Annotated in this window: 18 protein-coding genes and 3 pseudogenes; 7 read left to right on the top strand and 14 right to left on the bottom strand. The window is 66.6% G+C overall.

Features of this window, described 5'->3' with window-relative positions; translation table 11 throughout:
• Window positions 1-3: 3 nt before the first annotated feature.
• From XAXN_RS20455 to purH, 3 genes are all read right to left on the bottom strand, one after another.
• Complete coding sequence (locus XAXN_RS20455; protein WP_241148146.1) at window positions 4-165, bottom strand: AAA family ATPase; 162 nt, start codon at window positions 163-165, stop codon at window positions 4-6.
• Window positions 166-316: 151 nt separating this feature from the next.
• Entirely contained in the window at window positions 317-1606 is a 1290-nt protein-coding gene (gene purD, locus XAXN_RS03500) for a phosphoribosylamine--glycine ligase (protein WP_054318519.1), read from the bottom strand.
• A 116-nt stretch (window positions 1607-1722) separates the two neighbouring features.
• Window positions 1723-3306 (bottom strand): bifunctional phosphoribosylaminoimidazolecarboxamide formyltransferase/IMP cyclohydrolase, encoded by a 1584-nt coding sequence (gene purH, locus XAXN_RS03505; RefSeq protein ID WP_054318520.1) that lies wholly within the window; start codon window positions 3304-3306, stop codon window positions 1723-1725.
• A 124-nt stretch (window positions 3307-3430) separates the two neighbouring features.
• Here purH and XAXN_RS23585 point away from each other — a divergent pair.
• From XAXN_RS23585 to XAXN_RS03520, 3 genes and pseudogenes are all read left to right on the top strand, one after another.
• Window positions 3431-3520, top strand: a pseudogene (locus XAXN_RS23585) (CDP-alcohol phosphatidyltransferase family protein); the annotation flags it as partial.
• Window positions 3521-4225: 705 nt separating this feature from the next.
• A pseudogene (locus XAXN_RS03515) lies at window positions 4226-4549 on the top strand (transposase); the annotation flags it as partial.
• A gap of 117 nt (window positions 4550-4666) precedes the next feature.
• Window positions 4667-6580, top strand: a complete 1914-nt coding sequence (locus XAXN_RS03520) for a hypothetical protein (protein WP_134984831.1) — start codon at window positions 4667-4669, stop codon at window positions 6578-6580.
• Window positions 6581-6752: 172 nt separating this feature from the next.
• Here the strand turns inward: XAXN_RS03520 and fis are convergent, their stop codons facing one another.
• From fis to XAXN_RS03540, 3 genes are all read right to left on the bottom strand, one after another.
• Entirely contained in the window at window positions 6753-7025 is a 273-nt protein-coding gene (gene fis, locus XAXN_RS03525) for a DNA-binding transcriptional regulator Fis (protein ID WP_025981816.1), read from the bottom strand.
• A 105-nt stretch (window positions 7026-7130) separates the two neighbouring features.
• A complete protein-coding gene (locus XAXN_RS03530; protein ID WP_134980346.1) occupies window positions 7131-7919 on the bottom strand; it encodes a DUF3426 domain-containing protein in 789 nt (262 codons plus the stop codon).
• A gap of 884 nt (window positions 7920-8803) precedes the next feature.
• Window positions 8804-9181: a helix-turn-helix domain-containing protein gene (locus XAXN_RS03540; protein ID WP_042821184.1), complete on the bottom strand. Its 378-nt coding sequence runs from the start codon at window positions 9179-9181 to the stop codon at window positions 8804-8806.
• Window positions 9182-9324: 143 nt separating this feature from the next.
• Between XAXN_RS03540 and XAXN_RS03545 the strand changes: the two genes are divergently transcribed.
• Window positions 9325-9834, top strand: coding sequence for a hypothetical protein (locus XAXN_RS03545; RefSeq protein WP_054318523.1), 510 nt, complete (start codon window positions 9325-9327; stop codon window positions 9832-9834).
• Between the two features lie 22 nt (window positions 9835-9856).
• Here the strand turns inward: XAXN_RS03545 and prmA are convergent, their stop codons facing one another.
• Window positions 9857-10777 carry a 50S ribosomal protein L11 methyltransferase gene (prmA, locus tag XAXN_RS03550; RefSeq protein WP_054318524.1) on the bottom strand — a complete coding sequence of 307 codons (921 nt, stop codon included), beginning with the start codon at window positions 10775-10777 and terminating at the stop codon, window positions 9857-9859.
• An 872-nt stretch (window positions 10778-11649) separates the two neighbouring features.
• On the opposite strand from prmA, the gene XAXN_RS03555 reads away from it, so the two are divergent.
• Window positions 11650-12579 (top strand): hypothetical protein, encoded by a 930-nt coding sequence (locus XAXN_RS03555; RefSeq protein ID WP_054318525.1) that lies wholly within the window; start codon window positions 11650-11652, stop codon window positions 12577-12579.
• Window positions 12576-12941, top strand: a complete 366-nt coding sequence (locus XAXN_RS03560; protein WP_054318526.1) for a hypothetical protein — start codon at window positions 12576-12578, stop codon at window positions 12939-12941. The genes XAXN_RS03555 and XAXN_RS03560 overlap by 4 nt, the downstream gene beginning before the upstream one ends.
• Window positions 12942-13084: 143 nt before the next feature.
• Here the strand turns inward: XAXN_RS03560 and accC are convergent, their stop codons facing one another.
• The 4 genes from accC to aroQ form a co-directional block, all read right to left on the bottom strand.
• The gene (gene accC / locus XAXN_RS03565; protein ID WP_054318527.1) at window positions 13085-14452 is read right to left on the bottom strand and encodes an acetyl-CoA carboxylase biotin carboxylase subunit; all 1368 of its coding nucleotides are present in this window, start codon (window positions 14450-14452) and stop codon (window positions 13085-13087) included.
• On the bottom strand, window positions 14442-14819 hold the full coding sequence (locus XAXN_RS03570; RefSeq protein WP_241148147.1) for a four helix bundle protein: 378 nt from the start codon (window positions 14817-14819) through the stop codon (window positions 14442-14444). Before XAXN_RS03570 ends, accC begins: the two co-directional genes overlap by 11 nt.
• A gap of 77 nt (window positions 14820-14896) precedes the next feature.
• Window positions 14897-15388: an acetyl-CoA carboxylase biotin carboxyl carrier protein gene (accB, locus tag XAXN_RS03575; protein WP_054318529.1), complete on the bottom strand. Its 492-nt coding sequence runs from the start codon at window positions 15386-15388 to the stop codon at window positions 14897-14899.
• Window positions 15389-15485: 97 nt separating this feature from the next.
• Window positions 15486-15932, bottom strand: coding sequence for a type II 3-dehydroquinate dehydratase (aroQ, locus tag XAXN_RS03580; protein ID WP_042821192.1), 447 nt, complete (start codon window positions 15930-15932; stop codon window positions 15486-15488).
• A gap of 37 nt (window positions 15933-15969) precedes the next feature.
• Here aroQ and XAXN_RS22370 point away from each other — a divergent pair, with 37 nt between their 5' ends.
• The gene (locus XAXN_RS22370; protein WP_164514272.1) at window positions 15970-16272 is read left to right on the top strand and encodes a hypothetical protein; all 303 of its coding nucleotides are present in this window, start codon (window positions 15970-15972) and stop codon (window positions 16270-16272) included.
• A 492-nt stretch (window positions 16273-16764) separates the two neighbouring features.
• Here XAXN_RS22370 and XAXN_RS03585 read toward each other — a convergent pair whose 3' ends face one another.
• The 3 genes and pseudogenes from XAXN_RS03585 to XAXN_RS03595 all read right to left on the bottom strand — a co-directional run.
• Complete coding sequence (locus tag XAXN_RS03585; RefSeq protein ID WP_054318530.1) at window positions 16765-19083, bottom strand: protein-disulfide reductase DsbD family protein; 2319 nt, start codon at window positions 19081-19083, stop codon at window positions 16765-16767.
• Window positions 19084-19088: 5 nt separating this feature from the next.
• A complete protein-coding gene (cutA, locus tag XAXN_RS03590) occupies window positions 19089-19421 on the bottom strand; it encodes a divalent-cation tolerance protein CutA (RefSeq protein ID WP_054318531.1) in 333 nt (110 codons plus the stop codon).
• Window positions 19422-19513: 92 nt separating this feature from the next.
• Window positions 19514-20450: pseudogene (locus XAXN_RS03595) on the bottom strand (Ig-like domain-containing protein); the annotation flags it as partial.
• Window positions 20451-20503 lie beyond the last annotated feature (53 nt).

Consider the following 20503-nt stretch of genomic DNA (forward strand, 5'->3'; position numbering starts at 1 on the left):
TGATCAGCGTTGCCTTAGGCAGTCATGGAGAAAGCCAAACACATCGAACAACGTGCTCTTGCCCGATCCATTGGCACCAACGACGATGAGAAACGAAGGCATGTCCTTCAAGTGCACGTCGCGGAACGCCTTGAAGTTTCTTAGTCGAATTGACTCAATCTTCATTCTGCGGGCTCCACGCGTAATTAGTTATTATGAAAAACAGATGCATGGTGGTGTATTCGATGCATCTGGAATACTTGTAATCTACTGCCGCTCGGCACCAGGCGAGGGTCGCTCAGCCAGTTTGAGTTTGTTTCAGTGAAACGTTTACCACTTACTGGTCGCATTCGCGGGCGATCGCGCGCCAGCCGATGTCGCTGCGCTGGAAGGCGTTGGGCCAGTGGATCGGCTGCAGGCCGGCGTAGGCGTTGCGCTGTGCTTCCAGCACGCTCTCGCCGAGCGCCGCAACGCACAGCACGCGGCCACCGGTGCTGATCACCTCGCCGGCGGCATTTAGCGTAGTGCCGGCATGGAAGACCTTGGCGCTGGCCGGCACTGCGTCCAGCCCGGTGATGACGTCACCGGTGACCGGGGTGCCCGGGTAAGGCTTGGCGGCGATGACCACGCCCAGCGACGGGCGCGGGTCCCACTGCGCCTGCGCGCCGTCGAGCTTGCCGTCGATGGCCGCGTCGAGCAGATCGACCAGATCCGACTGCAGGCGCAACATCACCGGCTGGGTTTCCGGGTCCCCGAAGCGCACGTTGAACTCGATCACCTTGGGCGCGCCGTGCGCATCGATCATGAGCCCTGCATACAGAAAACCGGTGAACGGCACGCCGTCGGCGATCATGCCCTGCACGGTCGGTTCGACCACCTCGCGCATGACCCGCGCATGCACCTCGGGCGTGACCACCGGGGCCGGCGAGTAGGCGCCCATGCCGCCGGTATTGGGGCCGGTATCGCCGTCGCCAACGCGTTTGTGGTCCTGGCTGGTGGCCATCGGCAGGGCATGTTTGCCATCGACCATCGAGATGAAGCTGGCCTCTTCGCCATCGAGAAATTCCTCGATGACCACGCGTGCGCCGGCATCGCCGAACGCATTGCCCGAGAGCATGTCGCGCACCGCGTCTTCGGCCTCGGCCAATGCCATCGCCACGATCACGCCCTTGCCGGCAGCCAGGCCATCGGCCTTGACCACGATCGGCGCGCCTTTCTCGCGCACATAGGCCAGCGCAGCGTCCACGTCGGTGTGCACGGCGTAATACGCGGTGGGGATGCCATGGCGGGCGAGGAAATCCTTGGCGAAGGCCTTGCTGCCTTCCAGCTGCGCGGCCTTGGCGGTGGGCCCGAAGATGCGCAGGCCGGCGGCATGGAAACGGTCGACCACGCCCAGCACCAGTGGCACTTCCGGGCCGACCACGGTGAGCGCGACGGCTTCGCGCTGCGCCAGGGCGACCAGCCCGTCCAGGTCGTCTACCTTGATCGCGACATTGCGGCATTTGGCTTCGGTGGCGGTGCCGGCGTTGCCCGGTGCCACCAGCACTTCGCTCACGCGCGCGGACTGCGCGATCTTCCAGGCCAGGGCATGTTCACGGCCGCCGGAGCCGATGACGAGGAGTTTCATGGAAGTACCGGGATTGGGGAGTCGGGATTAGGGATTGGTCAAAGCAGGATCACGGATCGGAGCGAGTAAGGGGCGGTGCGACCACTCCCCACTCCCGAATCCCCAATCCCGGCACGTCAGTGCCTGAAATGGCGCACGCCGGTGAACACCATCGCGATGCCGTGTTCGTCGGCGGCCGCGATCACTTCGCCGTCGCGCATCGAGCCGCCGGGCTGGATCACTGCCTTGATGCCGGCCGCAGCCGCAGCGTCGATGCCATCGCGGAACGGGAAGAACGCGTCCGACGCCATTACCGAACCGGCCACGGTGAGCTTGGCTTCTTCAGCCTTGAGCGCGGCGATCTTGGCGCTGACCACGCGGCTCATCTGCCCGGCGCCCACGCCAATGGTGCGGCTGTCCTTGGCATACACAATCGCGTTGGACTTGACGTACTTGGCCACGCGCCATGCGAACAGCAGGTCGCCCAGTTCCGCCTCATTGGGCGCACGCTGGGTCACCACGCTCAACTCGCCCAGCGACATGCTGCGGTTGTCGGCCGACTGCATCAACAGGCCCGAGCCGATCCGCTTGGTGTCGTAGTTGTTGAGGCCATCGCCGTGCGGAATCTTGAGCACGCGCACGTTGGCCTTCTTGGTGGCGTATTCCAGCGCGCCGGCCTCGTAGTCGGGCGCAATCAGCACTTCGACGAACTGGCGATCCAGAATGGCTTTCGCCGTCGCTGCGTCCAGGGTCTTGTTGAACGCCAGGATGCCGCCGAACGCGCTGGTGGGGTCTGTGGCGTAGGCAAGTTCATAGGCATCGCCGCAGGCGGCGCCGACGGCCACCCCGCACGGGTTGGCGTGCTTGACGATCACGCAGGCCGGCGCGTCGAACTGGCGCACGCATTCCCATGCCGCATCGGCATCGGCCAGGTTGTTGTAGCTCAGTTCCTTGCCCTGCAACTGCTGGAAGGTGGCCAGCGTGCCCGGCACCGGATACAGGTCGCGGTAGAACGCGCCGGACTGGTGCGGGTTCTCGCCGTAACGCAGGTCCATCACCTTGACGAAATTGGAATTGATCTGCGCCGGGAACGGGCTGCGCGTGGGCACTGCCTCGGCGCTGTCGGCCACTGCCGAGAGATAGTTGCTGATCGCCGCGTCGTACTGCGCCACGCGGTTGAACGCGGCCACCGACAGCGCAAAGCGCTTGGCCGCCGACAGCTGGCCGTCGTTGGCCTCCAGTTCGGCCAGCAGGTCGGCGTACTGCGCCGGATCGGTGGCCACGGCCACGCGCGCGAAATTCTTGGCCGCGCTGCGCAACATCGCCGGGCCGCCGATGTCGATGTTTTCCACCGCATCGGCCAGCGTGCAATCGGCCTTGACGGTGACCGACTCGAATGGATACAGGTTCAGTACCAGCAGGTCGATCGGCACGATGCCGTGCTCGGCCATCACCGCTTCATCGACACCTGCGCGACCGAGCAGGCCGCCATGCACCAGCGGGTGCAGGGTCTTGACGCGGCCATCCATCATTTCGGGGAAACCGGTCAGCTCGGCAACGTCTTTCACCGGCAGGCCGGCTTCGCGGATCGCCTTGGCGGTGCCGCCGGTGGACAGCAGCTCGACATTGCGCGCCACCAGCGCGCGGGCCAGGTCGATCAGGCCGGTCTTGTCGGAAACGGAGAGCAGGGCCCGGCGCACGGGCAGGAAATCAGAGGCCATCGGTGGGGGAATGTCGTTGCGGAGCAGCCGATATTGTAGGCTGCGCCAGCGCTCGAAGGGACTCAACACCCCGGATGGACTGGATCGTGCCGTGAAGGGACGCGTCCAGGCACTGCTGCGGCCGATGGTGGGCGCGTTGTATCGCGGCGCCATCGCCGCCAACCGGCTCACGCTGATCGCAGCGGCGGTAGCGATGGCGGCTGTGGAGGCGATTTATGCAACGCAGACCGCCCGGTATGGCGTCAGACGCCATGCCGCTGGGCACGCGCGCTGCGTGAACGCAGCGCCACGCCACACGGCGCGTCATCGGCAGCCACTGCGGTTGCTGCAGGCACGGGCTGCTGCGCGGCATCGCCTCGGGTAACCGCGTGCGCAGGTGCGGCGCCGATGATGGTGCTGTCTGTTCTTCGCGCAGGGCCGGTCGTGGGGCATCCGCATGGTCGGTGCGCTGGTGGCGGCGATCGCCGGTGCCATGCGGATCGCGGTTGTGCGACTGCACCCGGCGTGCCTGTATGGGCAAGGACCTGATCGCCCATGCGACGCTACCGATCCTGTCCACCCTCGGTAGCGGCGACACCCATTCTCTGGAGTGCAGTGCAGGAGGGCAGCGGGGTCTGGTGATCTGCCTGTGCTGCATCCCTCACGCTTGACGGCCGATCACGCAGGGTTGCTGTGTGCCGAGTAGCGGAAGCGACGCGGCATCGTCCGACGATGCGGGTGGACGCACGCGTGTCATTGACGCCTTGTCTATTGAGCGCCGCGCGTCTCGCGCGGTCGCGCTGGTGTGGCCGCAGCCAGACTTGATGACACCTTCCCGGTGTCCGCGAAGCCGGCAGCTTCGCTGCGGACATGGATCGCGTTGCAAACAGCGTCCGATTAGTGGACTTCGCAAAAAATTTTTGCAGCCTATCGCAGATTCAATGGCTATACCGGCGCGGACAAACGCGAAGAACTGCGGGACTGCCAAGCAGCATTCTTCATCGCCGCCAGGCCCTCGACGATGCAAGCCATCGGCAACAAACGCGAGCGTGCTCGGGAACAGCGTTGGGAACACGTCAAGGCCAGCGTGTGCGCGAAGGTGGAGCACCCGTTCCGGGTGATCAAGCGCCAGTTTGGCGACACCAAGGTCCGCTATCGCGGTCTGGCCAAGAACACGGCACAAGTGCTGACCTTGTTTGCGCTGTCAAACCTGTGGATGAAGCGAAAGCAATTACTGCCTGCGATGGGGAGCGTGCGCCTGTAACCCGGGAAATTCCCACGGAAAACGCTATAAATGGCGAAAAATCCGAAGCTCCAAACGCGACTCTCCGGAACGATGCCACCTTCCGCTTTGTCAGGCCTCGTTGTTCAGACCTTCCCTATGAACCGCGAAAAAGTCCTGGCACTACGCACATGCACGAACAACATGTCCGATCATTGCGGATTGATCTGGCCACAAGCAGGGCTTGTCGAATGCAGGCATTGGAAGCCCACCACGACGCAGGAAAACGGCTTGACCGGACTGTTGTGGGGACAGGGCACCAGTGCCCATCTGAACATGCATGCCGATGCGCATTGGATCGTCTGCATGGTGGACACGGCCGACATCATCCGGCTGGGCGAGGAGGGAATGATCAAGTTCCCCAGGGCCGAGGTGATCTATGCCGGTAGCCGCAGCGGCGCCATGGCGTGCATCGATGCCGGCATCGAGCAGCAGTTGCCGCCCAAGCCCGAGCCGCCTGTGGACGCGGTGGTGGCCGAAGAATTTCGTCCCAAGGCAGCGCAGGCGCAATTTGTCGCGCCGACCGTGGAACACAGCGGCCATTCCTTCGTGCCAGCGGCGCCATTGCCCGATGCCGGCGGTGCGAGCGCGCAGCATGTTGCCAACGACGTGCTGCGCACACGCGAGATCGCCACCTACGGCAGTACGCTCACCGGCACCGATCAAAGTCAGCTCATCGCCGGATATGGAAGCACCGAGGCCGCGGGTGATCGCAGCGAGTTGATTGCCGGGTATGGCAGCACCGGTGTGGCCGGATCGGACAGCACCATCGTAGCGGGCTATGGCAGTTCGCAGACGGCAGGAGGCGGCAGCACGCTGACGGCGCGCAGCGGCAGCGCGCTCACGGCCGGTTATGGCAGCACGCAGACTGCCGGTGGAGAAAGTTCGTTGACGGCCGGTTATGGCAGTACGCAAACCGCGCGCAAGGGCAGCGACCTCACCACCGGTTACGGCAGTACCTCGACCGCCGGCGGAGACAGTACGCTGATCGCCGGCTATGGCAGCACGCAAACCTCCGGTGGCGATAGTTCGCTGACGGCAGGGTATGGCAGTACGCAAACCGCACGCAGCGGCAGCGATCTCACCACTGGCTATGGCAGTACCTCCACCGCTGGCGCCGACAGCTCGCTGACCGCCGGCTACGGCAGCACCCAAACCGCAGGACACGGCAGCATTCTGACGGCCGGCTATGGCAGCAATTCCACTGCCGGTTACGAAAGCACGCTGACCGCCGGCTACGGCAGTACCTTGACCGCGCAGGACAACAGTTCGTTGACCGCCGGCTATGGCAGCACCGAGACCGCAGGCCAGGACAGTTCGCTGATCGCCGGTTACGGCAGCAACTTGACCAGCGGTGTGCGCAGCTATCTGACCGCCGGCTATGGCAGCAACCAGATCGCAAGTTATGGAAGCTCGTTGATCGCCGGGCATGAAAGCATCCAGACCGCCGGCCACCGCAGCATGCTGATCGCCGGCAAACTGAGCTCGCAGACCGCCGGATCGCGCAGCACGCTGATCGCCGGCAGGTGCAGCGTGCAGACCGCGGGCGACCGCTGCAAACTGATCGCCGGCGCCGACAGCACGCAGATTGCCGGCGATCGCAGCAAGTTGCTGGCCGGCAGCAATAGTTATCTCACTGCCGGGGATCGCAGCAAACTCACCGCAGGCGATAACTGCACGTTGATGGCGGGCGATCGCGGTCGGTTGACCGCCGGAAAGGACAGTTTCCTCACCGCCGGCGCCAACAGCAGATTGATCGGCAGCATGGGGTCCACGCTTACCGGCGGCGAAGACTCGGTGCTGATCTTCCGATGCTGGGACGGCAAGCGTTACACCAAGATCATTGCCAAGACAGGAGAGCAGGGCGTCGAGGCCGACATCGCCTATCAGGTCGACGACGACAAAAACGTGGTGGAAAAATTCGACGATCCGTTCGACACGATCGAGCTCGCGCATATCGACGGGTCGATGCCGGCGATCGATGACCGACCGATCGCCCCATCACCGAACTGAGCGCGCACAGCGCAAGCGATCGCTAGGGCCGATGCATGGCTGCGGCCAACTGCCAACGAGCGGCAGTTGGCCTGGCCGGATGCGCTGTGTTCCAGGCCGGGCGTGCACGGTGGCGATGCGGAGCACTCGACCTGCCGCGTGCGCTGCTGGCAGCGCGCTTGCTACGCCCGATCTACGTCAGCCCATACTCTTTGAGCTTCTTGCGCAAGGTTGCCCGATGGATGCCCAGCAGCGCCGCGGCGCGGCTCTGGTTGCCTTCGCAGTGATTGAGCACTTCCACGAACAACGGGATCTCCATCTCGCGCAGCACGATTTCGTAAACGTCGTCCGCGTCGCTGCCGTCCAGGTCGCGCAGATAACGGCGGACGGACTGGGCCACGTGTTCGCGCAGGGGCGACTTCGGGGCGCCACGACTGGTGTCAGGACGAGAGGGGGCTGCGTTCAAAGGAGGTTCCCAGTGTCACGAAGCCGGGACACGTGGCCGGCGAGGGGGAGTGAGTCTAGCGCGTGACCTCATCGCTCGCCACGCCCATGTTGCGGTCGCGCCCGTTCACCGGAAGTCGAAACTGAAGGCAGCGGTGCTCGCGGCCGGTTCGCGCACCCGAAACGCGACCTGTACCGCCTGGCCCGGCGCCAGCGTGTCCTGCGCAGCCGGCGACTGTCCCAGATACTCCTGCGGCGACAGGATGCGGGTGCCGATCACCCGGCCGTCGGCATCGGACAGCGACAGCTGCAGCCACGGCCAGGCCTGTGCCCAGCGCGCGTCGTTGCGGAAGCTGGCCTGGATCTGCAACACCTCGGCCTCACCGGGCAGCGGGCGCACGTCGCGGTTGAGCAGGGTCAGCGCCTCCGGCTCACGCCAGGCCGGCAGGCTGCAGCGCGCCAGCGTGCAGGCCGCGCTGACCAGCGGCCGCCAGCGCGCGTTGGCGGCCAGGTGCGCGCGGTCGGCGATGACGATCTGCAATCCGAGCACGCCGACCAGCCCTACCAACAGCGCCCACTGGCGCCCGCTGGCGCGCAGCCGCGGCCGGGCGATGCCACGACGCGCAAAGGCGGGAGCGGGCAGGGGTTGCAATCGCGCAGCGGTGGTGCGGGGCGGCGCGATGCCGGCATCGGACTGTGCGTTTTCGCCGGTCAATGCGCTGGCTGCGCCGAACTCGGCGGCTGCCGGGTCGGGATGGCTGGATGGGTGGCCCGGCTGCAACCGGCGGTCGGGTGTGCTCGCCGTCCGCTCGCTGGCGCTGGTGCCGGCTTGCGTGGCGGCTGCCGCCGTTGCCGCAGGTGCTGTAGATCCCGCAGGCGCTGCTGTCACTGCAACTGGAGCCTCGCCGGCGTTCATTTCTGCCAGCGTGCTCGGCGTGCCCGACGCATTCCGAGACGACAGGTCTGCATGCGCTGACGCGCGTAGCGCGCGTTGCTGCGCTGAATTCAACGGGACAGGTGCAGTTCGCGCGGTTTGGCCTTGGAGGGCGTCAGCATCGGTCGCGGCCAGCCCGTCGTCGCCCGCTTGGCCATCGCTGGCGGCCGACGTCGGGCGAGGGGGATCGAGCATCGCATCAGGCATTCGTCTGGGCGCGGGCGCCGAAGCGGACGGCATCGCGTTGCCGGGCGCGGGCAGCTGCGCCCCGCCGGCCCCTGGCGCCTGGAAACCATCGTGCCCGGGCGTGCCTGTTGCGCGATGCGGCGCCGCAGCCACCGCTGCAGCAGGCGATGGCATGCGCGGTGCTGGCGGTGCGTCCACCTGCGGCGGTGTTGCCGGCGGCAATGCCGGACCCGGGGCCGATGCGGCCTGCTCCGACGGCTCCACAGGCGGAACCACCGGGGTCGGAACCAGCGGCGGAGCAGCCGGCGTCGCACGCAGGAACGTGGCCAGGTGGCGGCGCGGTGGCGGAGTCTCGGACATCGGCAGGCGTGCAGCGGGAAGACCCCTATTCAACCACGCGCACGTCCAGGGGCGAACCTGTGCCAACGGCGATGCGATCAATCCGCAGCGCGCATGCCTGCAGGTGTTCGCATCCGGCCCACGTGGTCATGGCGCCGTCTGCGCCGATGTCGACGCAACGCGCGCAGCGCACCCTCTCTGCGAAGACAACCGCCGCCACACCAACGCAAGCCGGCGCCTACGCCCAGGCGCATCCAGGATCAGCACACGACAGCTAGCGGAAACACTGCCTTGGAATCTCGGCGCCGATCACGTCAGCTCGCCGATTCCCGATTCCCGATTTACCGCCTGCGCCGCGTCTTCCCTTCGGCCAGCAACAGATCCAGCAGGCCGGCGCGCTGGCGCGGCGCCAGGGTGTCGAAGCGCGTCAGCAGCACGCGTTGCTGGTCATCCAGGCGGCGGTACTGCGCCGGCTCTTCGGCGATGGCCGACACCGGGGGGCCGAACACGCGGTCGCCGCGGCCGGTGGCCAGGTATTCGAACGCCATGCCGCTGCGCTTGGCCAGGCCGATCAGGTTTTCCACCGACGGTGCGGTGCCTTCGGCCATCTCCCATTGCGCTACCGCGCTGCGGGTGACACCCAGCTCGCCGGCCAGGGCTTCCTGGGTCAGCTTGGTGAGGCTGCGGGCTTCGCGTACTCGTTCGTACAGCTTGCTCACACGGCACCGTTGGAGGGCAGGCAGGGGCGGGAGATATAGCCCCTGCAGCACTCGGAGATAGTTCGTATAACTTTCATATCGTCATATGTTTGCGATACTGTCGATCGGTCGATGAGGACCACATCACAGCGAACTCAAGGAGGATGTTCATGGTCGAGCCTGCCAGTCCCACACCCGACCCCCAGCGGCGCACTCCGCCCCCCTTCGCCGCGCCGGCAGATGCGCCCTGGCCCGCCCATTCGCCAGTGGACCCTGCGGTCAGACGTTTTCGTGGCGCCGCCCGGTATGCGATCTGGCGGCGTGGCGCCGAGTGGACTGCCGTGGCCGATGGTCCGCAGTGGTCAGCAGCGCTGGCACCGCGTGTCTGGGCGCTACGTCAGCGGCACTGGTCGCTATTGGCGGTGAGCGCGCTGATGCTGGTGGTTGCCGGCGCAGTGGTGCTTGCAGGTATGCAGGCGTGGTCGCCTGTGGCCTGGGCCGCGCTGCTAGTGGCTGAGGTGTTGCTGCGGGTCTGGGTGGCCCGGCGGGCCGGGCCGTGGCGCACGGCGGCGCTGCAACGCAACGGCTGGCAACCCGTGACCCGGTTACGGGCGATCAGCGTGGCCGATGCGGTGACTACCGCGCAGATCCGCGCCGGCCGCCCACAGCGCTAGCCGGCGTGCAAGACGTGCCGGATCAGCCGCGGCGCACGCCGTCGATCCGCATCCAGTCTTCGTCGCGTTCGCAGCGCAACTGGTCGAACCAGGGGCCGTAGCGTTTCAGCAAGTCGTCTTCCTGGCCGTGCAGGATGCCGCACATCGCAAAGCGTCCACCCGGAGCCACGCGTGCGGCCAGCAACTCGGCCAGCGCGTCCAGCGCAGTTGCCAGGATATTGGCCACCAGCACCGAGTAGGTCTGCACCGGCGCGTCTTCTGGCATGTAGGCCATCAGTTGCGCTTGAAGGCCATTGCGCTCGGCATTCTCGGCGGTGGCCAGCAGCGCTTGCGGGTCGTTGTCCACGCCCACCGCGCTAGCCGCGCCCAGCTTGAGCGCGGCCAGCGCGAGAATGCCCGAGCCGCAGCCGAAATCGAGCACGTGGGCACCTTGCAGCGCGCCACTGGTGCGCAGGCTGTCGAGCCAGCGCAGGCACAGCGCGGTGGTCGGGCTGGCGCCCGAGCCGTAGGCCAGGCCCGGGTCCAGCCGCACCACGGCGGCACCGGGCGTGGTGGCCGCCTCGGGCAGGTCATGATCCCACGGCACGATAAAGGTGCGTTCGCCAAATTGCATCGGCTTGAACATGTCCATCCAGGCACGTTCCCAGTCGCTGTCTTCGACCATGCGAAACGCCACCTGGCTCCAGTCCAGGCCCGGATCGAAGGTCTCCAGCGCCGCCAGCACCACCAGCGCGTCGCTGTCGCCATCGAACAGCGCGGTCATTGTCAGCCGGTCCCACAGCGGCATCTCGCCCACACCGGGTTCGAGAATGGCGCGCTCGTTGCTGGTATCGGCATCGGCGTCGAGCATGGTCACCGCCCGTGCGCCCACATCGTCCAGTGCATTCTGGAAACGGGGCAGGGTGACCTCGGAACAGGAAAGAGTCAGTTCAAGAAACGGCATCGTGGCGGTCGGGCAATTCGAAAGCACGCATCCTAGACCATTCGTACCGGCGTGCCTGCCGCGCTGCAGGCGACGGCATTGGCAGGCGCCGTCGGCTTGGGTGGTGTGTCGTGCCCATGCGTGCGGTGAAAAACATTGCGTTGCCGATCAAGGTGCGTCCGCTGCCAGGCAGACGGCGTGCTGAAGCAATTGGATGATTGCCCGGTGTGACACTGCCTTGAAGCGCATCTGCGATTGGATATGGTGCCCTGCGGATGGCCGTGCGCCGATGCCGCCGCACTTCGTACTGAACCGATGAGGCTGCTGGGTCATTGAGCAAGGACCTGGTTGACGGCCGCGTCGAGCAATCAGGAAGAGGCGTTGCATCCTTGCGCAAACGTAGTCGCGTGCGCAGACAGCTGCCTTCTGTGCTGCCGTGTTCCGTCCCGCCGTGCAGCGCGATGCGTTCACCCATTACACGACAGCGCTGCAACCGGGCACCGCAGCGTCGGCGAGGCGATGTTGCCAAGGGGCGGGCTCGGTCAGAGGCGGCGTTCTTTAACATGCGCTGCTGTCGGATGCCCAACCCGCGAAGATCAACGCCGCATTCGGAACTCGCGACCGATCAACTCAACAGCAAGCCAGCAAGCAGCTGAGCAACATCAACACCAACACGCAGCACAGCAAAAGCAAACGCCACAGCGCTGCAAACAGCGCAACCGAACGCCTGCAGCGCGCCACTCACGTGCATTCCGCTCAGGCCGTTACCGCATGTCGCGTCTTTCTCGCCACTTCCTCTGGCAGCGTCTGCTTGTCGGCCGCTGTGCGCGTGGGCGGGTGCTAGACTCCGCGCCGTCGCGGCGGGTGGTTCCGCAGCAGGGTCGCCGCCATCCATGCCGCTTGCTCGTGCCCGCCATCTCTGGCTGCTGCTCGCTCCCGCTGCGCTTGCGGCGGCCGCGTGGTGGCATGTGCGCGCGCAACCGGCCGAGCGTGATGCTGACCGCGCAGCGCCGGTTGCTGCACAGGTGGCGCCGGTCAGCGTTGCCACACCGCAGCCGCACGCGGCAACAGCGCACGATGCCGCGTTGCAGCTGCCACATCGCGATGCGCTGGAAGCGCAACCGGATCTGTATCGCTACGCGCAGCAATTGCAGCAGCAGGTGCGTGCCGGTGATGCACAGGCAGGGTGGCGGTTGAGCCGTGTCTACGATTACTGCGCGCCCTATGCGGCCAGCCCGTCCGGCTATGCCGCCGATAGCGCATGGATCGCCGCGCAACACACGCCGGGAGTGGCAGCGATGCATGCCGCTCGCGAGCGCCTGGCGCAGCGTTGCGCCGGTTTCGCCCCCGCCGACGGGCTGGGTCCGCGCATGGTTGCGCTGCAACGCCTGGCTGCCGCGCGCGCCGGCAGCCTGGCCGCCGAGGCCGCCATGCTGGCATTGGGTGAACCGCTGCACGCATCGCCCGGCTACAAGCGCGCGCTGGTGCAACGCGTGCTGGCCTCGCGCGATCCCGAGGCCTATCTGGCCCTGGCCCCGGCGATGGGCGCACGGGCCAGCGGCGATGACAGCCTGCAAGGGTATGTGGCCGGCGATCAGTTCGCCGAGCTGGCCTGGCAAGTGGCCGCGTGCCGGCTGGGGCTCGATTGCAGCGCCAGCAGCACCTTGGTCACCAGTTATTGCGCCAATGCGGGCATCTGCTCGAGCGACAGTGCGCAGGATTTCGTGTCGTTCGTATTCGATGCCGCGGTGCCGCGGCAGGGAGCAGACAAGGTGGATGAGATGGTCGATACATTGGTCTCCGATCCGGGAGCGCAGTCATGAATGACCGTCGGTTGGCGCACGGCGCCAAGTTCTGGTTATGGGTTGCGTTGTTCGTGGCGTATTCGGCGGCGGCAGTGAGTATCGTGATGATCGATACCGCCGATCACCGTTACCAGCCCCTGTCGGTCAAGTCCACCGGCGTCACCGCCGACGAACAGCAGCGACGGCATGGCGCAAGCCAGGTCGCTGCGGTATATCGCGCCAGCAGTGCCATGCCGTTTTCCACCTTGCCTGCCGGTTCGACCTTTCAAGTGGTGTGGCCGGACGGCTCCACCGAAACCATGACCGTGGTCGACCCGTCATCGGCCAGCGGCATCGTGTCGGTGCCGGGTAGCCAGCAAGCGCCTGCGCCGCGGCGGTAAGTCGTGCAGCAGGCCCGCGCCGACACGCCTGTCGGTGTGGCCTCTGCCGCTGCTCGTCACCGGAGCGCGGTAACGCAACACAACGAAAAGAAAAGCCCGGTTTCCCGGGCTTTTTTGCTTCATCGATGCAACGGCAAGCGCGATCAGGTCAAGGTGATCGACTTGTTCTTGCGCTCGGCCAGGCGTTTTTCCAGGTAGTGGATATTCTGCCCACCGGCCTGGAAGCCCTTGTCGCGCATGATGCGCTGCTGCAGCGGGATGTTGGTCTTGATGCCGTCCACCACCATCTCGCTCAGCGCCACGCGCATGCGCGCGATCGCGGTTTCGCGATCCGGGCCGTGCACGATCAGCTTGCCGATCATCGAGTCGTAGTTCGGCGGCACCTTGTAGCCGCTGTAGATGTGGGTATCCACGCGCACGCCGGGGCCGCCGGGCGGATGGAAGGCGGTGATCAGGCCCGGATTGGGCATGAAGGTTTCCGGGTCTTCGGCATTGATGCGGCATTCGATCGCATGCCCGCGCAGCACGATGTCGCTCTGCTTGATGCTGAGCTTGTGGCCGGCGGCGATGCGCAGCTGTTCGCACACCAGGTCGATGCCGGTGATGCGCTCGGTGACCGGATGCTCCACCTGGATGCGCGTGTTCATTTCGATGAAGTAGAAACGCCCGCCTTCGAACAGGAACTCGAAGGTGCCCGCACCGCGGTAGCCGATGCGGATGCAGGCATCCACACACACCTTGCCGATTTCAGCGCGCAGTTCTTCGGTGATGCCCGGTGCCGGCGCTTCTTCCACCACCTTCTGGTGGCGGCGCTGCATCGAACAATCGCGCTCGCCCAGATGGATCGCACCGCCCTGGCCGTCGGCGAGCACCTGGATTTCCACGTGGCGCGGATTTTCCAGGAACTTTTCCATGTAGACCTGATCGTTGCTGAAAGCGGCCTTGGCTTCGGACTTGGTGGTTTCGATGGCGGCCTTCAGCGCAGCCTCCGAATGCACCACGCGCATGCCGCGTCCGCCGCCGCCACCGGCCGCCTTGATGATCACCGGGTAGCCGATTTCGCGCGCCACCTTGGTGTTGGCGACGATGTCATCGCCCAGCGGGCTGCCCGAGCCGGGCACGCACGGCACGCCGGCAGCCTTCATGGCACGGATCGCTTCGACCTTGTCGCCCATCAGGCGGATGGTGTCGGCTTTGGGGCCGATGAAGATGAAGCCGGATTGCTCCACGCGCTCGGCGAAATCGGCGTTTTCCGACAGGAAGCCGTAGCCGGGATGGATGGCCTGCGCATCGGTCACCTCGGCCGCGGCGATCAACGCCGGGATGTTGAGGTAGCTGTCGCTGGAGGCGGCCGGGCCGATACACACCGACTCATCGGCCATGGCCACGTGCTTGAGGTTACGGTCGACCGTGGAATGCACCGCGACCGTGCGGATGCCGAGCGTGTGGCACGCGCGCAGGATGCGCAGCGCGATTTCACCGCGGTTGGCGATGACGACTTTATCGAGCATGGGATTGGGGATTCGGGATTGGGGATTCGTACAAGGCGCTGGGTTCGCGGAGATGTCGCGACTGTTCCAACGTGCGGATCAATGCGTTGAGCTTGGCAAACGTGCGGTTCAGTAGGTCGGCGATTGCCACATCGGGCAAGGTGAACTGCAGCCGCGTGGCGATCTGCAATTGCGTGTCCAACTCTGCCAGCGAGCCGCGCGCTATCGACAGATAGCGCAAGTAATCGGCCGTAGAGCGACGTGCAGCCCCTTCGGCGATGTTCGACGGAATGCTGATCGCGGCGCGGCGCATCTGTGCCGTCAGTCCAAAGCGTTCGGAATCGGGAAAGTCGTGGCTCAGGCGGTAGATCGCTTCGACAAGCGACATCGCATCGCGCCAAACCGTCAGGCGCTCGTGCGGTCGCTCTTGCGAATCCCGAATCACGATTCCCTAATCCCGGCGCTTCAGCCAATCACAAACAGCGGCTGATCGAATTCCACCGGCTGGCCGGTTTCGCCGAGGATGGCGACGATGGTACCGGAGGCGTCGGCTTCGATGGGGTTGAACATCTTCATTGCCTCGATGATCGCCAGGGTATCGCCGACCTTGACCTGCTGGCCGACGGTGACGAACGCCGGCTTGTCCGGGGAGGGCGAGGTGTAGAAGGTGCCGACCATCGGGGCGCGCAACACGTGGCCTTCCGGCAGCGCGGCGGCGTGCTTGGCGCCGCCGGTGGAGGCTTCGGTGGGCGAATGCATCGGCATGCTGGCCGCCGCCGGTGCCTGCGCCTGCACGGCCGGCGCGGGTGCGTACTGCTGCACCGGAGCGCTCATCACCTGGGTGCCCTTGGGTACGCGCGCCAGGCGCACGCTTTCTTCGCCTTCCTTGATCTCGATTTCGGCGAGATTGGATTCTTCGAGCAGGTCGATCAGTTTCTTGATTTTGCGGAGATCCATAAGGGCCTCTGGAAGTGAAACGGTGGGGAGTGCCGGTGGATGCCGGCGGAATGGGATCAGGACGCCGGCGCGCTGGCCGAGGTCGATGTGGCAGGGGTCATGCGTCGCGCTCCAGGCGCGCGATCACCGCTTCCAGCGCCAGCCGGTAGCTGTCTGCGCCAAATCCGCAGATCACCCCGTCGGCCTTGTCGCTGAGATAGCTGTGGTGCCGGAACGGCTCGCGCGCGTGCGGGTTGGACAGATGAATTTCCACGAACGGCAGCCCCACGCCCAGCAGCGCATCGCGCAGCGCCACCGAGGTATGGGTGAAGGCGGCCGGGTTGATCAGGATGTAGGCAGTGCCGTCCTCGCGCGCGGCGTGGATGCGCTCCACCAGCACGTGCTCGGCATTGGACTGCAGGCAGTCCAGCACGTGGCCGGCCGCTTGCGCGCGATCCACCAGAGCCGCATCGATCTGCGCCAGCGTGGTACGCCCGTAAACCTCCGGCTCGCGGGTACCGAGCAGGTTGAGGTTGGGGCCGTGCAACAGCAGCAGATGGGCCATGGGATCCGGAAGAGCGGAAAGGCCGGAAGTCTGCGCGATGTCGCCGATGCTGTCCAGTTCGACGAACTTAGGTCTGTTTAAAACGATCGTTTTAAACTTTGAATGGTTTGCGCGGGGGCGGATGGCGGCGGGCATTGGCGCGCCGGAGGCCATGCTGCCGGCCCTGAATAGCCTCGGGCCGATGCGAGCTGAACCCGTAGCCGGTCGTGCGCACCCGCAGCGCAGATTTGCGCCTGGCGCGATGGAGGCTCCGTCTCCGGCCATCCAGCGGCAACGGCTGCTGTCGGCATCCTCTCCTGTCGGGCGTCAGAATGTTGTGCCGGTGGCAGCACTTCGGTGAGTGGCCGGCATCTTCGTGGCCAAGGGCGCAGGAGGCGATGCTGCGGCAGGCTGCGAGCTGCGGTTTGCGTGGATCCAGGCTCCAACAACGTGGCACCTGGCCGGGCAGAGCCGGCATGACGGGGGGCAATCAGCGTGATCGATCCCGTTGGCTGTCTCGCTTCGTGCAGCTGCCCGCCGTGCAGGCCGCGGTGACTGTCGCTCGGTGCGCATCGCACGCATCGAGGCGTGGCAGGTGTCAGAGGTACCGAACAGGCGAGGCCGCGCGCAGCCTGACGCCGCGCCTCCCCATGCCGGTACCGGTCAGTCAGCTCTGCAGAGCGGCCACCGAGGCGGGACGCCTGGACCGCCGGCCAGGAGGGGCAGAACCCGCGCTTGGACGTGTCGCAACGCGCCTTGTGGCGAGGGCGCCGGTCGACATGGTTCGCAACATCTTCGACCTAACCCGCCAACAGACCGCCGCCGATGCCATCAGCCGCAGCCAAGGCACGCCTCACCGCGCAGCGCGCAGCAAGGCATCTTCGGTAATGGCGCCGGTCAGCACAGTCGGCAGGATCGCCGGTGGGGCGCCGGGGCCGTAGACCACGTACAGCGGCACGCCGACGGCCTGGTGCTGGTCCAGGAAGGTGCTGATCGCGGGGTCGACATTGGTCCAGTCGCCCTTCATGTAGACCGCATCGACGCGGCGCAGCGCGTCGCGGAATTCGGCGCTGCTCAGCACGTTCTTTTCGTTGGCCTTGCAGGTCACGCACCAATCGGCGGTCATGTTGACGAAGACCACGCGGTTGTCGGCACGCAGGCGGTCCAGCAACTGCGGCGAGAACGCCACCACGCCCTCGGCCGCGGTGGCCGCCGGCAGGCTCAGGCGCGTGACCACGACTACCGGCACCAGCGCCAGTACCAGCATCGCCGTGGCCAGGCCCATGCCCAGGCGGTGGCTCTTCCAGCGGCTGCGCTCGAAGCACCACAGCCCCAGGGCCAGCAGGGTGGCGCCGACCAGCATCAAGGCCAGCGCATCCACGCCGCGCTGCTTGCCCAGTACCCACAGCAGCCAGATCGCGGTGAGATACATCGGGAGGGCCAGCACCTGCTTGAGCGTTTCCATCCATGCGCCGGGCCTGGGCAGGCGCCGCGCCAGCGAAGGCACGAAGCCGATCAGCAGGAACGGCAGCGCCAGGCCGAGGCCCAGCGCCAGGAATATCAGCATGGCCAGCAACGCGGGCGCGGTGAATGCGTAGGCCAGTGCCGTGCCCATGAACGGCGCGATGCAGGGGCTGGCGACCACGCAGGCCAGCACGCCGGTGAAGAAGTCGCCCAGCGGCCCGTTGCGCGCAGCCAACGATTGGCCGATGCCGCCCAGGTTGGTGCCCAAGGTGAACATGCCCGACAGGCTCAGCCCCACCGCGAACATCAGATACGCCAGCGCCGCGACGAACCACGGCTGCTGCAACTGGAAGCCCCAGCCGGCGGCCTGCCCGGCGGCGCGCAAGCCGATCACCAGCCCGCCAATGGCGGCGAAGGACACCAGCACGCCCAGCGAGTACCAGATCGCATGGCTGCGTGCGTGGCTGCGGCTCTCGCCGCTTTTCCCCAGGCCCAGCACCTTCAGCGACAGGATCGGCAGCACGCAGGGCATCAGGTTCAGCACCAGCCCGCCCAGCAGCGCCAGCACCAGCATGCCCAGCAGGCCCTTGTCGGTATGCGGCGGCGGCGTGCGCCCCGGGTTGCCGGCCGAGGCATCGGCGACCGGGCCGGCAGTGCTGTCGGCAGGCGCGGGCTCGACCGGCGCCTGGCCGGCGGCCAGCGGCGAAATCATCAGCGGCGCAGCCTGCGCCTGGTTCTGCGGCGACACGGTTCCGGCCGGCACATCGAGGGCGACGCGGCGGGTCATCGGCGGATAGCAGATACCGTCGGTCTGGCAGCCCTGGAAGGTGGCCACCAGGGTCACGTGGGCCGGATCGGGGTGGTAGCGCAGCAGCGGCAAGGTCACTTCGGCCTGGTCGAAATACACCACTACATCGCCGAAGTGTTCGTCGCGGTGGGCCTTGCCTTGCGGCCAGCGCGGCAGGCCGGTGCGCACGCCGCTGGCGCCTTCCAGTGCCAGCGAGGTGCGGTCGCGGTAGATGTAATAGCCCGGCGCCGGGGTAAAGCGCAGCAGCAGGCTGTTGCCGTCGCCGACGATGGCTTCAAAGTTGAACGCCTGCTCGGCCGGCAGCGGCAACGCGTCCACCCCGGCGGTCTGGCCGGCGGCGCCGAACAGGCGCGGGCCGGCGGCGCTGCGTGGCACCAGCGTGCCCAGGTTCTCGCGTGGCGCAGCGGTGGCCTGCGCCCCGGCGGCATCGGCCGCTGGCAGGTCGACGCGGATCTCGCGCCGCTGCGGCGGGTAGCACACGTCGGCATCGGCGCAGCCCTGGTACTGCACCTGCAGGACGGCGGTCTGCACCGCCGGCTCGGCCTTGCCGGCTAGAGTGGCCTGCAGTTGCTTGCGGTAGGTCTGCACCTGGCCGAAGAACTCGTCGTGCTTGCTTTCGCCTTCCGGCAGCGCCAGTTCGCCGGCCGCAAACCCCTTTCCGGCCTTGACGCTGATGCGGTGGCGATACAGGTAGTAGCCCGGTGCGATCTTCCAGTTCAGCGCGATGCGGTCGCGGCAGTCGGCAGTGGCGCTCAGCGCGAAGGCCTGGTCCACCGGCAGCAGATCGGCTTCAGTCACGGCGGCCTGCGCCGGGGCGGGCACCAGGACCGCCAGCGGGGCGGCGAACAAGGGGGCGGCCAAGAGCGCGCAGCGGGCGATCCAGCGGGACAGAGACTTCATGGAGGTCAGAATTCCTTGCGGGTTTCGGCCCGGACCCAATCGAGATACGCCGGCAGCCCGGCGCTGGCTTGGACAGCGACCGCCTCCGGCAGTTCATACGGATGTAAGGCCTGCAGCCGCGCGATGGCGTCGGGCAGGCAGTCGTCCCAGGTCTTGATCAGCAACTGCACCTCGGTGCTGCGCTCGATCGCGCCCTTCCAGCGGTACATCGATTGCACGCCGGGCAGCAGGGTGACGCAGGCGGCCAGCCGTTCCTCGAGCAAGGCATGCGCAATGCGCTCGGCGCTGTCGGCATCCGGGCAGGTGCTCACTAACAAAAGGAGGGAAGGTGCGCTCATTCGACCCGGCAGTGTAATCCCCTGTTTGCGGGGGATCGACCGTCTGCTCCGGAACAACACGTGAACTTCGTTGGCTCCGGTGAGGTGGCGTGGGTGGCCATGGTGAATGCGATGGACTGGTTGGCCGCCGGGCTCAGGCCGCTGGCATCGCGGATGGCGCTGGCGGTGATGGCCAACGTGCAGCGCTCGCCGCCGACCAGGGCGATGTTGGTGGACAGCGCGAAGCGGGTGCCGCTGGTCGGGTGCGTCAGTGCCACGTTGCCGGAGCTGGCGCAGCTGAGCGCAAGCGCACCGCTGCTCAGCGTCACCGCTTCGCTGAAGCCCACGGCCAGACCGCCGGCGGCCGGGAAGCCGGTGGCGCCTTGCGTCGGTGTGGTGCTGCTGATGGTGGGCGCACCGGCGCTGCCGCCGCCGTCGCTGCCGGTGAACGTCTGCCCGCGATTGCAGGCGCCGAAGGTCTGCGCCGCCGAGCCGGCCCAGCTGAAATTGGCCGCGCTGCTGCCGGTGCCGGTCAGTTGCAGCGAGCTGCCGACCGCAGTGCTGTTGCTCTCGCTCACTGGCAGGTTCTGGCTGGTCACGCCGGCCGCCGGGCCGCCGCTGCCGGTGATGGCGCCTTCGTAATGGCGCCTTCGTAACTGAGGAGCTGTACCAACTGCCCGTTGGGGTCGACCAGCGCCACGCCGTCGTTGGCTCCGTTCTGCACGCCGTTGCTGGCGTAGCTCACCGTGGCGATACGCACCTGACTGCCGCAACTCACCGCCGTGCCGGCCGGCACCGCCGTATTGGCGTACACCACTGCCGCACTGGGGCTGTTGCCGTTGTACAGATAGATCCGGTAGCCGCTCAGCGATTCGCCGGCCGTGGCCACCACTTCCACACCTTCGCCGCTGTCGCCGGAGGCGCGCCCGCGTCGTCGTAATGCAGTTCGTTGATGAAGACCGCCGCATGGGCGGAGCTGGCACCGAGCGCGAACGCGCAGGCCGGCGGAAGGGTGCAACGCAGGGACACGAAACGGGACGGCAACCTCATCGACAGCTCCTTGTGATCGGGGATGCGTTCCCGACTGTAAGGCGCGCGCATGA

Source organism: Xanthomonas axonopodis (assembly GCF_001304695.1).
GTDB classification, from domain to species: domain Bacteria; phylum Pseudomonadota; class Gammaproteobacteria; order Xanthomonadales; family Xanthomonadaceae; genus Xanthomonas; species Xanthomonas axonopodis.

Bases quoted from the DNA above. Each gene is read 5' to 3' on its own strand.
- XAXN_RS20455 (WP_241148146.1), bottom strand. From the start codon at position 165: ATGAAGATTGAGTCAATTCGACTAAGAAACTTCAAGGCGTTCCGCGAC.
- purD (WP_054318519.1), bottom strand. From the start codon at position 1,606: ATGAAACTCCTCGTCATCGGCTCCGGCGGCCGTGAACATGCCCTGGCC.
- purH (WP_054318520.1), bottom strand. From the start codon at position 3,306: ATGGCCTCTGATTTCCTGCCCGTGCGCCGGGCCCTGCTCTCCGTTTCC.
- XAXN_RS03520 (WP_134984831.1), top strand. From the start codon at position 4,667: ATGAACCGCGAAAAAGTCCTGGCACTACGCACATGCACGAACAACATG.
- XAXN_RS03530 (WP_134980346.1), bottom strand. From the start codon at position 7,919: ATGAACGCCGGCGAGGCTCCAGTTGCAGTGACAGCAGCGCCTGCGGGA.
- XAXN_RS03545 (WP_054318523.1), top strand. From the start codon at position 9,325: ATGTTCATGGTCGAGCCTGCCAGTCCCACACCCGACCCCCAGCGGCGC.
- prmA (WP_054318524.1), bottom strand. From the start codon at position 10,777: ATGCCGTTTCTTGAACTGACTCTTTCCTGTTCCGAGGTCACCCTGCCC.
- XAXN_RS03555 (WP_054318525.1), top strand. From the start codon at position 11,650: ATGCCGCTTGCTCGTGCCCGCCATCTCTGGCTGCTGCTCGCTCCCGCT.
- XAXN_RS03560 (WP_054318526.1), top strand. From the start codon at position 12,576: ATGAATGACCGTCGGTTGGCGCACGGCGCCAAGTTCTGGTTATGGGTT.
- accC (WP_054318527.1), bottom strand. From the start codon at position 14,452: ATGCTCGATAAAGTCGTCATCGCCAACCGCGGTGAAATCGCGCTGCGC.
- XAXN_RS03570 (WP_241148147.1), bottom strand. From the start codon at position 14,819: ATGTCGCTTGTCGAAGCGATCTACCGCCTGAGCCACGACTTTCCCGAT.
- accB (WP_054318529.1), bottom strand. From the start codon at position 15,388: ATGGATCTCCGCAAAATCAAGAAACTGATCGACCTGCTCGAAGAATCC.
- aroQ (WP_042821192.1), bottom strand. From the start codon at position 15,932: ATGGCCCATCTGCTGCTGTTGCACGGCCCCAACCTCAACCTGCTCGGT.
- XAXN_RS22370 (WP_164514272.1), top strand. From the start codon at position 15,970: ATGTCGCCGATGCTGTCCAGTTCGACGAACTTAGGTCTGTTTAAAACG.
- XAXN_RS03585 (WP_054318530.1), bottom strand. From the start codon at position 19,083: ATGAAGTCTCTGTCCCGCTGGATCGCCCGCTGCGCGCTCTTGGCCGCC.
- cutA (WP_054318531.1), bottom strand. From the start codon at position 19,421: ATGAGCGCACCTTCCCTCCTTTTGTTAGTGAGCACCTGCCCGGATGCC.